This window comes from uncultured Aliiroseovarius sp. (assembly GCF_947492455.1).
GTDB lineage: Bacteria > Pseudomonadota > Alphaproteobacteria > Rhodobacterales > Rhodobacteraceae > Aliiroseovarius.
Genome location: NZ_CANLNB010000002.1, coordinates 311582 through 325651, shown reverse-complemented (window position 1 = coordinate 325651; position 14070 = coordinate 311582). Strand labels below are relative to the sequence as shown.

Below are 14070 nucleotides of genomic sequence, written 5' to 3'. Positions count from 1 at the left end.
AGATCCGACACCATTAAAGGAGCGTTGAATGACTTTCACCCTGTCCGAGATTGCCGCCGCATTGGGGGCCGACTTCCACGGCGATGGCAGCATTGCCCTGTCAGGCGCAGCCGAGCCTCAGGATGCCCGCGCGGATCAACTGGCGCTGGCGATGGACCCGAAATACGCCGATGGCATTGCAAAGGGTCAGGCCCGCGCGGCGTTGCTGTGGGAAGGCGCTGATTGGAAGGCGCTTGGTCTGGACGGTGCGATTTGCATGGCGCGCGGCAAGACCGCGATGCCGCTTCTGACCCGCGCCTTGGATCCGGGTCTGGGCATTGCCCCGGGTATCCACCCCAGCGCCGTCGTCGATGATAGCGCCGAGATTGGAGAAGGCGCGTGCATCGGACCTTTGGCTGTGATTGGGGCGGATGTGAAAATCGGAGCAAATGCGCAGATCGGCGCCCATGCCTCGATCGGCTATGGCACAGTGATCGGGGATGATCTGACCCTGCATCCGGGCGCGCGCATTGCGCATCTCTGCACCATTGGGAACCGCTATACCGGGCAGTCGAATTCGGTGGTGGGCGGAGACGGTTTCTCGTTCGTCACATTGGACAAGGAAAGCGCCGTAGAAAGCCTGCGCGGTGGCATGGCCGAAGGTGAATCCGCCGGTGCCGTTGAAGGCAGCGCGCATTGGGCGCGGGTCCATTCGCTGGGCGGGGTCGAGATCGGCGACGATGTGGAACTGGGCGCAAGCTCGACCATCGACCGCGGAACGATCCGGGCGACGCGCATTGGACGCGGCACCAAGATCGATTGTCAGGTACAGGTCGGCCATAACGCCGAAGTGGGCGAAGACGTGATGATGTGCGGCAATGTGGGCGTGTCGGGCTCGGCCAAGATCGGCAACCGCGTTGTGCTGGGCGGCAAGGTCGGCGTCAGCGACAACATCTTCATCGGGGATGACGTCATCGCCGGTGGCGGCACCAACATCTATACCAACGTCCCTGCGGGCCGCGCGGTGCTGGGCAGCCCCGCCGTGAAGATTGAGACGGAAATGGCGATCCGCCGCGAACTGCGCCGCCTGCCGCGTCTCGCCGAGACGCTACGTGAGCTTCAAAAAACAGTTACAAAACTGGTGGACAAGGGCTAGAAATTCGCCAACGCGAAAGGGAACCATATGTCTGAAACCATTCAGGACCGCGTCATTGCCATCATCGCCGAGCAAGCCGTTCTCGAGCCGGGTGATGTCAGCCTAGATCAAACCTTGGAAGATTTGGGCATCGACAGTCTGGGTCTTGTCGAAAGCATCTTCGCCATCGAAGAGGCCTTCGACATCTCTGTACCGTTCAACGCCAACGACCCATCGGCAAGCGACTTTGATATTTCATCCGTCGCGGCCATCATACGCGCGGTCGAAGGCTTGGTTGCGGATCAAGCCGCCTAAGCCATGAAACGTATTGTCATCACCGGCCAAGGCACGATCAACGCGCTTGGTCGCAATGTGCCTGAGACGCTGGAAGCCATGCGCGAAGGGCGCTGTGGGATCTCTAACCTCGAGTTTCAGGATGTTGAGCGCCTGTCGATCCGCATCGGTGCACAGGTCAAAGGCTATGAGCCGGAAGAGACGTTCAACCGCCAGCAGATCGCGCTTTACGACCGGTTTACCCAGTTCACCCTGATCGCCGCACGTGAAGCGATTGGCCAGTCGGGTCTGACTTTTTCGGGCGAGCTGGCGGCGCGTTCTGGCGTGGTGCTGGGCACGTCCGGCGGTGGGATGAACACGCTGGATGAAAACTATCGCTCGGTCTATGAGGATGGCAAAAACCGGGTGCACCCGTTTGTCGTGCCGAAGCTGATGAACAACGCGGCCGCCAGCCATGTGTCGATGGAATGGAACCTGAAGGGGCCAAGTTTCACCGTGGCGACGGCCTGTGCCAGCTCGAACCATGCGATGGGGCAGGCGATGCAGATGATCCGGACTGGCATGGCGGATGTCATGATCACCGGCGGGTCCGAGGCGATGTTGTGCTTTGGCGGGATCAAAGCGTGGGAAGGCCTGCGGGTCATGTCGAAGGACGCCTGCCGTCCGTTCTCGGCCAATCGCAATGGGATGGTGCAGGGCGAGGGCTCGGCAGTATTTGTGTTCGAGGAGTACGAGCACGCAAAGGCACGCGGGGCCGAGATCTTGGCCGAGGTGGTCGGCTTTGCCATGACCTCGGACGCGGCGGATATCGTGATGCCATCGAAACAGGGCGCGTCGCGGGCGATTGCCGGTGCGATGCGGGATGCACGCCTGAACCCGGAAGATGTGTGCTATATCAACGCGCACGGCACCGGCACGGCGGCCAATGACAAAACCGAATGCGCAGCAGTGGCCGATGCGTTCGGGCACCACGCGGATGAACTGATGATCTCGTCCACGAAATCCATGCATGGGCATTTGATCGGCGGCACCGGTGCGGTCGAGCTTTTGGCCTGTGTCATGGCGCTGCGCGATGGCGTAATTGCGCCCACGATTGGCTATGAAGAGCCTGATCCGGAATGCGCGCTGGATGTGGTGCCGAACGTGGCGCGCGACGTGAAGGTTGGCGCGGTTCTGTCCAACGCGTTTGCCTTTGGCGGTCTGAACGCTGTTCTGGCCCTGCGGGCGCATTGAGCTCCGTCTGAATAAGGCAGTCCAAACAAAAACGCCGCCCATCGCAGGCGGCGTTTTGCTGTTTTGATCGAAGTGCTTACTGTGCGGCAGGTGCCGGACGCGGCGTCGGAGCCGTCAGCTCGTCATAGGATGCTGTGAAGCCCGTTAGGGACATGGTCAGGTTCACGCGCTGATCAGGTGCAGCTGCCGGAACGATCGACACCATCGCATTTGCGCCCGCTTTGAAACCTGCAACCTCGTCTGCCGTGAAGCCGATATTGGCAACGCAGCCCAATTGGGTGCAGAAGCGGAAAGGGTAACGACGTCCCTGCGATCCATCGACCGAAATGGTCAATTGTTGCGTCAGCAGCGTCTCCAGCGGCACGACCACAGTGGCGCCAGCCACGGCCTGACCACCTTCGGGCAGTTTGCCCAACGAGATCTCGGCCACGGCGTTTCCTGTGTTGTCTTTCAGAAGCTGATACATCTGACAGGGATCGTCACCCTGGCCTTCCGGCAGCGTGATACATTTGCGCTCCCAGTCACCGGTTACCTTCTCAACATAGGTCTGGCCGGGCTGGCGGGTGGAATCAACGGGTTCGCCCAGATCAACTGCGGGTTGGGCCGCCGGGGCCTCTTCCGCGGAGGTTTCCGAATTCTCCTGTGCCATCGCAGCAGTGCCAATCGACAGGGCCGCCACCAGCGAAAGGGATTTGATCAGCTCGATATTCATGATCGTTCCTTGTCTCGAAATCAAATTTTGTTGGGGATGGAATAGCATGACGCCTCTGGGGTGTCAGGTGGAAATACTGTCGAATGTCGGGAAATCAGGGGCAAGAACCTAAGGCGGCGGTGGATCGCCGATCATCGCGTTTCTAACGCTACCTGACCGGCAAGAAAACGCCTTTGCTGTGCCCAAAAAGAAAGGGACCCGCTGACGCGGATCCCTTTCGAATTTCTCTCCCTGCCGGACTGACCGGCTTATGGGGGCGACGCTATGTCACTTGCATTGAGCGGTCAAGCTAGAAAGTGACGTGTAATCGACATAATCGGAACTTTTTGCGCCATCGGTCTAATCCGCGTGTGTTCTCGTGCAAGGTATTGAACACGAAAAAAAAACCGCGCCCGAAGGCGCGGCAGTCTGACAGGGAGGAAGTCTTCCCAGACCAGATGGTCGATGGGAATGAATACAGTATGGCCTATGTTGGTTAATTTAGTATTGTCTCAGACAAGATTGTTTTGAAGCCCAGGAGGCAGGCACGTGGACGGTACGATTTTCATTGGTGGTGGCGGCGAAAACTATATCGACAAGCAGGGGCTCTTGCTGAAATACGCCAACCGTCACGGGCTGGTCGCGGGCGCGACGGGCACTGGGAAAACCGTGACGCTTCAAATCATGGCCGAAAGCTTTGCCGCCCAAGGCGTGCCAGTGTTCCTGTCGGATGTGAAAGGAGACCTTTCGGGCTTGGCCAAGGCAGGCAGCGAGGGGTTCAAACTGCACGAGGCCTTTACCTCGCGCGCCGAGAAGATCGGATTTGACGACTATTCCTACGACGCGTTTCCGGTCACGTTCTGGGATCTCTACGGCGATCAGGGCCACCCGATCCGAACCACCGTGTCCGAGATGGGACCGCTTCTGTTGTCCCGCCTGTTGGAGCTGACCGATGCACAGGAAGGTGTCTTGAACATCGCCTTCCGCGTGGCCGATGAACAGGGGCTGGGGCTTCTGGACTTGAAAGACCTTCAGGCGCTTCTGGTCTGGGTGGGCGAGAACGCCAAGGACCTGTCGCTGCGTTATGGCAACGTCTCGACCGCCTCAATCGGTGCCATCCAGCGCGCGCTTCTGGTGCTGGAAAACCAAGGCGGCCATAAGCTTTTCGGTGAACCCGCGTTACAGCTGTCGGACATCATGCGCACCGACACGGATGGGCGCGGGCGAATCTCGATCTTGGCCTCTGATAAGCTGATGGGCGCGCCGCGCCTCTATGCAACCTTCCTTCTGTGGCTGTTGTCGGAACTTTTCGAAGAACTGCCCGAGGTCGGCGATCCCGACAAACCCAAGCTGGTCTTCTTCTTCGACGAAGCACATCTCTTGTTCGATGACGCGCCCAAAGCGCTGGTCGACAAGGTCGAACAGGTCGCGCGCCTGATCCGCTCGAAAGGTGTCGGCGTTTACTTCGTGACGCAAAACCCGGCAGACGTGCCCGAGGACATCCTCGGCCAGCTCGGCAACCGCATCCAGCACGCCCTGCGCGCCTTCACGGCCAAGGACCGCCGCGCCCTGAAACAAGCAGCCGAAACCTATCGCGACAACCCGCGCTTTTCGACCGAAGACGCCATCCGCGAGGTCGGGGTGGGCGAGGCCGTGACCTCGTTCCTGGAAGCAAAGGGCGCACCGGGCGTGGTCGAACGCACGCTGATCCGTCCACCGTCGTCCCAGCTGGGCCCCATTGAACCCGGCGAGCGCAAGGCATTGATCGACGCCTCGCCGATTGCTGGGAAATACGAGACGCTTCAGGATCGCGAAAGCGCCTATGAAGTACTGACCAAACGCGCCACAGATGCCGCGAAAGAAGCAGAAGAGGCCGAGCGCGGTGAAGAAGAAGCCGAAAGTGCGGCGGAACGGGAATACCGCGCGGGCCGCCGCTACTCCGGCAGCAAAGTGGGGCGGTCTACGTCGCGTAGAAAGTCTTCCGGCGGGTTCGGCAAAGCCGTAACGGATGTGGTGATCAAAGAGCTGAAAGGCACCACGGGCAAACGCATCGTGCGCGGCATTCTGGGATCCCTGTTCAAAGGGCGCTAAACGGGCCCTCTTCCTCTTGCCTCAAATACCTTGGGGGTGAGCGCCACAGGCGCGAGGGGGCAACGCCCCCAATGCGCTGTACGCTTACAGCGGACGAATGCGTAGCTGCTCGATCCGGTTGCCGTCGCGCTTCACCACTTCAAACCGGAAACCGTGGAAGCTGAACACCTGACCTTCGTTGGGGATCATCTGCGCTTCGTGAATGACCAGTCCCGCAATGGTGTTGGCTTCTTCATCCGGCAGTTGCCAGTCTTTGGCGCGGTTCAGATCGCGGATGGTCACGCTGCCCTCGACCATGAAGCTGCCATCGCTTTGCGACTTGATTTCATGCTCGGTCTGGACATCGAACTCGTCGGTAATTTCCCCCACGATCTCTTCCAAAATGTCTTCCAGCGTGATCAGACCTTCAAGCGAGCCATATTCGTCCACCACCAGCGCAAAATGGGTGTGGCGCTTCAGAAATTCGCGCATCTGGTCATCCAGCGTGGTGGTTTCGGGGATGAAATACGGCTCCATCGCCACCTGAAGAACGTCGAACTCCTCGATCAGTTTGCCTTCGCGCTGGAAGGCATACATCGCGCGGGAGAGGTCTTTGGCGTGGATGACACCAATGATGTTCTCGGGCTCATCGCGATAGATTGGCAGACGAGTGTGACGCGACTCAAGAATTTGCTCCAGCACCTCGACGGCAGGGGCATCGGCATCGATCATCTCGATCTGGCTACGGTGGAGCATGATTTCTTCGACCGCGCGGTCGCCAAGGTCCAACGCGCCCAACAGACGGTCACGGTCTTCCTTTTCCACCGTGCCCTCCGAATGGCCCAGTGCAATGGCGCCCATGATCTCCTCGCGCACGGCAAGGATGTGGCTGTCTGGGTCGGTTTCCACGCCAAATAGGCGAAGCACGCCGCGGGTGATCACGCGCACGGCGGACACAATGGGCGCGAACACGAGGATGATCAGCGCAATCGGCCCCGACGCGCGCGAGGCCGCCATTTCAGGCCGGGTGATGGCATAGGTTTTTGGCAGCACCTCGGCAAAGATCAGCACCAGCAAGGTCATGACGAGGGTGGCCAGCGCCACACCACTATCGCCAAACAGGCGGGTGAACAGCGCGGTCGCCAGCGATGTCGCCAAAATGTTCACAAGGTTATTGCCCAGCAGGACTGAACCGATCAGGCGCTCATTGTCCTCGGTGATGTTCAGCGCGCGATTTGCGCCCCGGTCGCCCTTGTCGGCACGCGAGCGCAGTTTCCCGCGCGACGCCGCCGTCAGCGCCGTTTCCGAGCCCGAGAAGAAGGCAGACAACACCAAAAGCCCCGCAATCGCTGCGCAACTGATCCAAAATCCGGTGTCTAAACCCACGTCCATCGAAAACTCCATTGTTCTTCACAATCTTATGGGCACTTGACGCAAAGCTTTCAAGAGAGCGCCCGGGCGAAGGGCGCAAAAGGAAAAGGCGAAAGCTTGCGCCTTCGCCTTTCCCGGAGCCGTGAGTGGGCAGATTTACGAGGTGATGTCGTAAGCACGCTCGCCGTGGGCCGACAGGTCCAGACCGTTGACTTCGCTTTCCAGATCAACGCGCAGCGGCGTGATGGCGGCGGTCAGCTTGATCAGGACGTAGGTTACGACGAAGGTGAAGACACCAACGATGATCAACGCACCGAACTGAGCGACAAAGCTGCCCTGGCCGAAGACCGCGATCATAATCGTGCCAAAGATGCCGCCGACGCCATGGACTGCGAACACGTCCAGCGTATCATCGATGTTCAGCTTGTTGCGCACGACGTTGACCGCTTCTTGGCACAGGATACCGGCGACTGCGCCGATGATCAGAGCTGCAATCGGGCCAACAAAGCCAGAGGCCGGGGTGATCGAGGCCAGACCCGCGATGGTGCCGGTCACGATGCCCACAAGGCTGGCTTTGCCATATTTGATCTTTTCATACAGCGCCCAGCTCAGCGAAGCTGTGGCGGCCGAGATATGGGTCACGGTGATGGCCATCGCGGCCCCGCCGTCTGCGGCCAGTTGCGAGCCACCATTGAAGCCGAACCAGCCGACCCACAGCATGGCAGCGCCCACGAAGACCATCCACGGCGCGTGGGGCGGAGTGGTGCGGTGCTTGCGCGGGCCAAGAGCCACGGCAATCATCAAGGCTGCGATGCCTGCGGTCTCGTGCACCACGATGCCGCCTGCAAAGTCACGGGTGCCGATCTCGCCAAAGATGCCGCCATCCGCCAGTGCGCCGCCGCCCCAGATCCAATGCACGACCGGGGCGTAGCACAAGAGCATCCACAGAGACGAGAAGGTCAGGACAAAGCCAAAGCCCACGCGTTCCACATAGGCGCCGACGATCAGTGCCGGGGTGATGATCGCGAAGGTCATCTGGAAGGCAAAGAACAGAACCTCGGGCAGGGTGCCCGACAGGCTGTCAGCGGTGACACCCGACAGGAACGCCTTATCCAGCGATCCGAACCAGCCATGCGTGGCGTCGCCAAAGGCGATGGTATAGCCGAAGGCCAGCCACAGGATGCTCATCAAACAGGCGATGGCGTAAACGTGCATGAAAACACTCAGCACGTTGCGCGCCCGCACAAGGCCGCCATAGAACAGCGCCAGCCCTGGCAATGACATGAAAAGCACCAATGCGGTGGCTACGATGATCCAGGCGGTATCTGCGCCGTTCATATTCCCCTCCTTCGGGTTTGAAACCGTTTGAGTGGGGTGTGATGGAATTTCTGGCGTTAGGCACCCGGAACGCGCATTTTGAAGGAGAATGTGGGGCGGAAAACAAAGTCTGCTTAATAAATAGGCGTGATGCTTAGGGCATTGCACGCAGATTGCGCGTGATGCGAATGGATCAGCCGCGGTCAGATTTTAGTTTTGCCCCTTGTATAAGCAGTGCAATGGCGTGTTTTGCAGCAGCCTCGCGCACCTTGTCCCGCCCGATTGCTCCGAAGTCTTGCGTTTCGACTTGGGCCGTATCGCCATAGGCCAGCCCGAAACAGACGCGGCCCTCGGGCTTGTGGTCTGACCCGCCGGGGCCCGCGATCCCGGTGATTGAGACGGCAATATCGGCCTGTGACCGGGCCAATGCGCCAGAGGCCATTTCAGCGGCGACCTTCTCGGACACGGCCCCGAATGCTGTTAAGCTGTCAGAGGTAACACCCAGCATGTCCTGCTTGGCGGCGTTGGAATAGGTGATGAAGCCGCGATCGAACACGTCCGAGCTGCCCGGAACCTCGGTCAGCCATGCGCCGACCATGCCTCCGGTACAGCTCTCTGCCGTGGCGAGCTTCAAGCCATGCACACGGCAAAGGTCCAGAAGGGCGGCGGCATCGCTCATGCCATCAGCCCGTGCGCGGCGTAGGCCGTGACGATCACGACGATTGCGGCGGCGACACCGGCCCAGACGTCATCCATCATGACGCCCGTAGCATCTCCGCGCCGGTCAGCTTTGCCAATCGGGCCCCATTTGGTGATGTCAAACAGACGAAATGCCAAGAAGGCCACGATCCAACCGGGATAGAGCGCCAGAATGTCCGCGCCCATCATCCGCGCGCCGAAAGACACCGGGAACAGCGCGATCCACATGCCGACGACTTCGTCGATCACCACTTCCGAGGGGTCGTGGTCGGATTTTCCCGCGGTGTATGCCTCGGTCGCTTTCACGCCGATCAGATAGGCCAGAATGGTGGCGCCGGTCAGGGCGACGGGGCCGCCGATCTGGTGCAAAAGCCACGCGGCGGGCAGGGCGGCCAGGCTGCCCCAAGTGCCGGGGGCAGGGCGCAGAAGGCCGGAATAGAAGAAGGTGGCGATCAGCTTGGCGGTTGCAGGGCTCATGTCAGGCTCCGATCAGGGTTGCCGTGGCCATCGAGGCGATGCCTTCCGACCGTCCGGTAAAGCCCAGCCGTTCGCTGGTGGTGGCTTTCACGCTGATCCGGTCCACGGCCAATCCCATGATGTCAGACAGCGCTTCGCGCATGGCCAGCGCATGCGGACCAATCTTGGGTTGCTCGCAGATCAGCGTCACATCGACATTCGAGATCTGATAGCCGCGTTCCCCCGCCAGCGCGACCGCATGGCGCAGGAAGATGTCGCTGGCAGCCCCCTTCCACTGCGGGTCCGAGGGCGGGAAATGTTGGCCAATATCGCCATCCGCCAGCGCGCCATAGATGGCGTCCGTCAGCGCATGCATGCCCACATCGGCATCCGAATGGCCCTTCAGCTTGCGCTCATGCGGGATTGTGACGCCGCAGAGGATCACGTGATCCCCGTCCGTAAAGGCATGCACGTCGTAGCCACTGCCCACCCGAATATCCATCCGGCTCTCCTTGTTCTTGTCTTGGCGCTGCATCAGCAGACGCTCGGCCCGGGCGAAATCGCCGGGTGTGGTGATTTTCAAGTTCTGTTCGTCGCCGTCAACAATGGTGACGTCCAGCCCGGCAGCGCGGGCGACCTCGACATCATCAGCAGCACCGCCTGAATGCGCCGAATGCGCGGCCAGAATGTCAGCGAAGCGGAAGCCCTGAGGGGTCTGAGCGCGAAACAGCCCCGTGCGATCCTGCGTCCCCGTCACTTTCCCATCCGTCCCGCGCCACAGGGCATCGGTGACCTGAAGGGCAGGGGCCGCACCCGGCGCGTGGTCGAGCGCGGCGATCACATCATGGATCACTTGCTCCGAGACCAAAGGCCGTGCGACGTCATGGATCAGCACACGATCCGGAGCGTCTGATTGCAGCGCCTGAAGGCCGGCAAAGACGCTCGCATCCCGCGTCGCCCCACCATGCACCAAAGTGAGGCCCTCGATCGGATCAGCGAAGCCGTGATCATCGGGGTGAATCACCAGAATGATCTGCGAGATCTTGGGATGCGCCCGAAACGCGTGCACCGTATGGGCGGCCACGCTGCCCCCGGCAATCTGGCGCCATTGCTTCGGCACTTCGCCACCTGCACGCGTTCCGCGCCCGGCGGCCACGATGATGGCTGCTGTCGTCATACAAGTTGTTTAGGCTGTGCTTAGAGGAAGGACAACTCTGCAGTCTGCGCCTGAAAATCTGCCTAAAAAATGTGCAGAAAATAAATCCGATGCTCGAATACTCCGCGAAATATTGATATATTTCGGGCGGTCAGCCCTAACTATACGCAATGCACAAGGAATAAGCATGTCTCTTTCCGTCGGACCCCTTCAACTGGAAACGCCCGTGATTCTGGCCCCGATGGCTGGGATCACTGATTTGCCGTTTCGCAACCTCGTCTCGTCCTTCGGGGCGGGGCTTGTGGTGTCCGAAATGGTGGCCAGCCAAGAAATGGTGCAAGCCAAACCCGGTGTCCGTGAGCGGGCCGAACTGGGGTTCGGGTTGGACAAGACCTCGGTCCAGCTGGCGGCGCGGGATGTCTACTGGGCGGGCGAAGCAGCGCGTATGGTCGAACAGAACGGCGCGCGGCTGATTGACATCAATATGGGCTGCCCGGCCCGGAAGGTGGTCGGCGGCATGTCCGGATCGGCCTTGATGCGCGATCTGGACCATGCGCTCCGCCTGATCGAGGCGATTGTCAGCGCAGTCAGCATTCCCGTCACGCTAAAAACCCGGCTGGGGTGGGATGACAGCAGCCTGAACGCACCCGAGCTGGCACGATTGGCCGAGGGCGCGGGCATTCAGCTGATCACCATTCACGGGCGTACGCGCTGTCAGTTTTACAAGGGCACGGCCAACTGGGCTGCAATCCGCCCAGTGAAAGAGGCGGTGTCGATCCCCGTCATCGCGAACGGAGACATCGTCGACAGCGCCACCGCACGCCAAGCACTTGAGCAAAGCGGCGCGGACGGCGTGATGATCGGGCGCGGTTCGGGCGGACGGCCTTGGCTTTTGGCCCAAGTCGCCCATGACCTTTACGGCGCGCCAGCGCCCGCTATTCCCAGCGGAGACGCCTTGGCGCAGCTGGTCGCGGACCACTATCGCGCCAGTCTGGATTTCTATGGTCCTGATCTGGGCGCGCGTGTCATCCGTAAGCATTTGGGCTGGTACATGGATGACGCGGGCACCGCACCCGATTTGCGGCGACAGGTCCTGTCGTCGCGCGACCCAATGCAGGTCATTGATCTCATCCCACAAGCCCTTAGTCCCGAAAGGAAGGCCGCATGACCAATGATGATCACATCTGGTCTGTCCTACCCGTGCCGGGGCTGGAACTGGATAGTCAGGGGCTTGTGCTGCGCGTCAACGGCGCGGCTGAGAGCTTTCTGAACCTGTCCGAGCGGCGGCTGGTCGGCAGGCACCCCAATGTCACGCTCGGGTTTTCGCTGGATTTTGACGAACTTCTGAAACGTGTCCGTGAAAGCAGCAACGCGCTTTATGTGGATGGCGTAGATTTGCGCCTGTCGGATGGGTCTACCCGCGACGTGAACCTACGCATTGCCCCTCTGCCCGAAGAGGCTGGACCTTCTGCAGGCTACATCGTGATCCTGCAGCCGCGCGGTGGATCGGACACGCTGGGGCAGGTCCAAGACACGAAATCCGCCGCCCGTCAGGCCATCGGCATGGCCGAGATGCTGGCACACGAGATCAAGAACCCGCTGGCGGGGATCTCGGGCGCTGCGCAGCTTTTGTCGATGTCCTTGCCGCCGGAAGATCAGGAAATGACCGATCTGATCGTGGCCGAGACCCGGCGCGTCGTTGCGCTTTTGGATCAGGTTGAACGGTTCGGAGATTTGCGCCCGCCAGAGCGGCAGCCGACGAATATCCACGATCTGCTGGACCGTGCCTGGGCAACGGCGCAGTTGGGTTATGCCTCGGGGATGGAGGTGTCCAAGGTCTATGATCCGTCCCTGCCGGATGTGTTCGTAGATGCGGATCAGATCCAGCAGGTGTTTCTGAATCTAATCAAGAACGCATCAGAGGCTTCTGATAACGAAGGTAAAATCACGTTGAAAACCTTCTACGATAGCGGCCTACGTGTCCCCCTTCCGAATGGAGAGCAGGCGCATCTGCCCATTCAGGTCGAGGTCATTGATAATGGTCCGGGTCTTCCGCCGGACATAGCGGATAGCGTGTTTGATCCCTTCGTGTCTGGCCGTGAAAACGGGACCGGTCTGGGTCTGGCCTTGGTCTCAAAAATCATCACGGATCACGGCGCGCTGATCTCGGTCAATTCGGTGCCGGGACGCACAGCGTTTCGGATCAGCCTTCCCGTCGCAAAATCCCCGCAACCCGCAAGTAGCAAACCGTAAGGAGTCCTGAGATGGATGGAACAGTACTGGTGGCCGATGACGATCGCACGATCCGCACGGTTCTGACACAGGCACTGACCCGCGCGGGGTGCCGCGTGCATGCGACGGGCTCGATCCAGACCCTGATGAAATGGGTGGAAGAGGGGCGCGGAGACGTCGTGATCTCGGATGTGGTAATGCCGGATGGCAATGGGCTTGAAGCCTTACCGCGGATCTTGAAGCTGCGCCCGGATCTGCCGGTGATCGTGATCTCGGCGCAGAACACGATCATGACCGCCATTCAGGCGGCCGAGGCTGATGCCTTTGACTATCTACCCAAGCCCTTTGATCTGCCAGAGCTGATGAAGCGCACCGCGCGCGCATTGGAACGCAAACGCGTCCGTCCTGCTGAACCCGTCAGCCCGCCCCCACAGACCGGGCGCGACGTGGATGATCTGCCCTTGGTGGGGCACAGCCCGGCCATGCAAGAGCTGTATCGCCTTGTCGCGCGGGTTCTGAATGTGGACCTGCCCGTGCTGATCACTGGGGAAAGCGGAGTCGGAAAGTCACTGATTGCGCGCGCCTTGCACGACTTCTCGGATCGCGGGAGCGCGCCGTTTATCGTCGCCTCGCCCGATGATCTTAGCCATCCGGATGCTGTGAGCACGCTGCTGTCTCGGGCACGCGATGGGGTTATCTTGTTTGACGGCATTCAGGATTTGGACGACGTGGCACAAGGGCGTTTAGCGCGCGTTTTGGATGCGGTGACAGACAACAACACACGCGTTCTGTCGATCTCGCAAGGGGATTTGGGGCATGCCGCGTCCGACGGGCGCTTCCGCTCGGACCTGTATTATCGTCTGGCGGGGATCGTGATCCCAGTGCCGCCGCTGCGCGACCGGATCGAGGACATCGTTGGATTGGCCGAGCACTTCCTGAGCCGCGCGGCTCAGGACGGGCTGCCCAAACGCCATCTGCCGGAAGAAGCGGCCGCCATTCTGCGCGCTTATCCGTGGCCCGGAAATGTGCGCGAGCTTGAGAACCTGATCAGCCGTCTGGCCGTAACCGGGGTTGATGACAATATCTCGGCCTCGGAAGTCGAGGTTGCTTTGGGTGCCGCGGGCGGACATGCGGTCAGCGCCCCCTCGGGATCTGGCGTGGTTCGGCAGGAAATGGCCGATGGGCGTCTGGCCGATACGATCGCGCAACACCTGCAGCGATATTTCGATCTGCATGGCGGCGCGTTGCCTCCAACTGGCTTGTATCAACGCATTTTGCGGGAAATGGAGCTTCCTTTGATCGAAATCGCGTTGGACGCCACGGGTGGAAATCAGGCCAGATGTGCTGATCTTCTAGGCATCAACCGCAATACCTTGCGCAAAAAGATCACCGAGCTCGGAATCGAGGTGACACGCCGTCGCAAGTTGATGTAAAAGA

At 60.5% G+C, this 14070-nt stretch carries 13 protein-coding genes; 7 read left to right on the top strand and 6 right to left on the bottom strand.

Annotated elements, in window-relative coordinates:
* The first annotated feature begins 28 nt into the window (after nucleotides 1-28).
* Genes Q0677_RS05005 through Q0677_RS04995 form a run of 3 tightly spaced genes read left to right on the top strand, consistent with a single transcriptional unit; the run spans nucleotide 29 to nucleotide 2641 of the window.
* The gene (locus Q0677_RS05005; RefSeq protein WP_298906581.1) at nucleotides 29-1135 is read left to right on the top strand and encodes a UDP-3-O-(3-hydroxymyristoyl)glucosamine N-acyltransferase; all 1107 of its coding nucleotides are present in this window, start codon (nucleotides 29-31) and stop codon (nucleotides 1133-1135) included.
* A gap of 27 nt (nucleotides 1136-1162) precedes the next feature.
* Nucleotides 1163-1429: an acyl carrier protein gene (locus Q0677_RS05000; protein ID WP_298906578.1), complete on the top strand. Its 267-nt coding sequence runs from the start codon at nucleotides 1163-1165 to the stop codon at nucleotides 1427-1429.
* A 3-nt stretch (nucleotides 1430-1432) separates the two neighbouring features.
* Nucleotides 1433-2641: a beta-ketoacyl synthase gene (locus Q0677_RS04995; RefSeq protein WP_298906575.1), complete on the top strand. Its 1209-nt coding sequence runs from the start codon at nucleotides 1433-1435 to the stop codon at nucleotides 2639-2641.
* 76 nt (nucleotides 2642-2717) lie between these two features.
* Here Q0677_RS04995 and Q0677_RS04990 read toward each other — a convergent pair whose 3' ends face one another.
* Complete coding sequence (locus Q0677_RS04990) at nucleotides 2718-3353, bottom strand: invasion associated locus B family protein (protein ID WP_298906572.1); 636 nt, start codon at nucleotides 3351-3353, stop codon at nucleotides 2718-2720.
* Nucleotides 3354-3881: 528 nt separating this feature from the next.
* Here Q0677_RS04990 and Q0677_RS04985 point away from each other — a divergent pair.
* Entirely contained in the window at nucleotides 3882-5423 is a 1542-nt protein-coding gene (locus Q0677_RS04985) for a helicase HerA-like domain-containing protein (RefSeq protein ID WP_298906570.1), read from the top strand.
* Between the two features lie 84 nt (nucleotides 5424-5507).
* Here Q0677_RS04985 and Q0677_RS04980 read toward each other — a convergent pair whose 3' ends face one another.
* The 5 genes from Q0677_RS04980 to Q0677_RS04960 form a co-directional block, all read right to left on the bottom strand.
* Nucleotides 5508-6794, bottom strand: coding sequence for an HlyC/CorC family transporter (locus Q0677_RS04980; protein ID WP_298906567.1), 1287 nt, complete (start codon nucleotides 6792-6794; stop codon nucleotides 5508-5510).
* A gap of 135 nt (nucleotides 6795-6929) precedes the next feature.
* Nucleotides 6930-8111: an ammonium transporter gene (locus tag Q0677_RS04975; protein WP_298906564.1), complete on the bottom strand. Its 1182-nt coding sequence runs from the start codon at nucleotides 8109-8111 to the stop codon at nucleotides 6930-6932.
* Between the two features lie 172 nt (nucleotides 8112-8283).
* Nucleotides 8284-8769, bottom strand: a complete 486-nt coding sequence (locus tag Q0677_RS04970; protein WP_298906561.1) for a CinA family protein — start codon at nucleotides 8767-8769, stop codon at nucleotides 8284-8286.
* Nucleotides 8766-9266: a phosphatidylglycerophosphatase A gene (locus Q0677_RS04965; protein WP_298906558.1), complete on the bottom strand. Its 501-nt coding sequence runs from the start codon at nucleotides 9264-9266 to the stop codon at nucleotides 8766-8768. The genes Q0677_RS04970 and Q0677_RS04965 overlap by 4 nt, the downstream gene beginning before the upstream one ends.
* Before the next feature lies 1 nt (nucleotide 9267).
* Nucleotides 9268-10422 (bottom strand): bifunctional 2-C-methyl-D-erythritol 4-phosphate cytidylyltransferase/2-C-methyl-D-erythritol 2,4-cyclodiphosphate synthase, encoded by a 1155-nt coding sequence (locus tag Q0677_RS04960; protein ID WP_298906556.1) that lies wholly within the window; start codon nucleotides 10420-10422, stop codon nucleotides 9268-9270.
* Nucleotides 10423-10588: 166 nt separating this feature from the next.
* Between Q0677_RS04960 and dusB the strand changes: the two genes are divergently transcribed.
* From dusB to Q0677_RS04945, 3 genes are read left to right on the top strand one after another with little or no spacing between them, the layout of a single operon-like run.
* On the top strand, nucleotides 10589-11569 hold the full coding sequence (gene dusB / locus Q0677_RS04955; protein ID WP_298906554.1) for a tRNA dihydrouridine synthase DusB: 981 nt from the start codon (nucleotides 10589-10591) through the stop codon (nucleotides 11567-11569).
* Nucleotides 11566-12654 carry an ATP-binding protein gene (locus tag Q0677_RS04950; protein WP_298906551.1) on the top strand — a complete coding sequence of 363 codons (1089 nt, stop codon included), beginning with the start codon at nucleotides 11566-11568 and terminating at the stop codon, nucleotides 12652-12654. Before dusB ends, Q0677_RS04950 begins: the two co-directional genes overlap by 4 nt.
* An 11-nt stretch (nucleotides 12655-12665) precedes the next feature.
* The gene (locus Q0677_RS04945) at nucleotides 12666-14066 is read left to right on the top strand and encodes a response regulator (protein ID WP_298906548.1); all 1401 of its coding nucleotides are present in this window, start codon (nucleotides 12666-12668) and stop codon (nucleotides 14064-14066) included.
* Nucleotides 14067-14070: the final 4 nt, after the last annotated feature.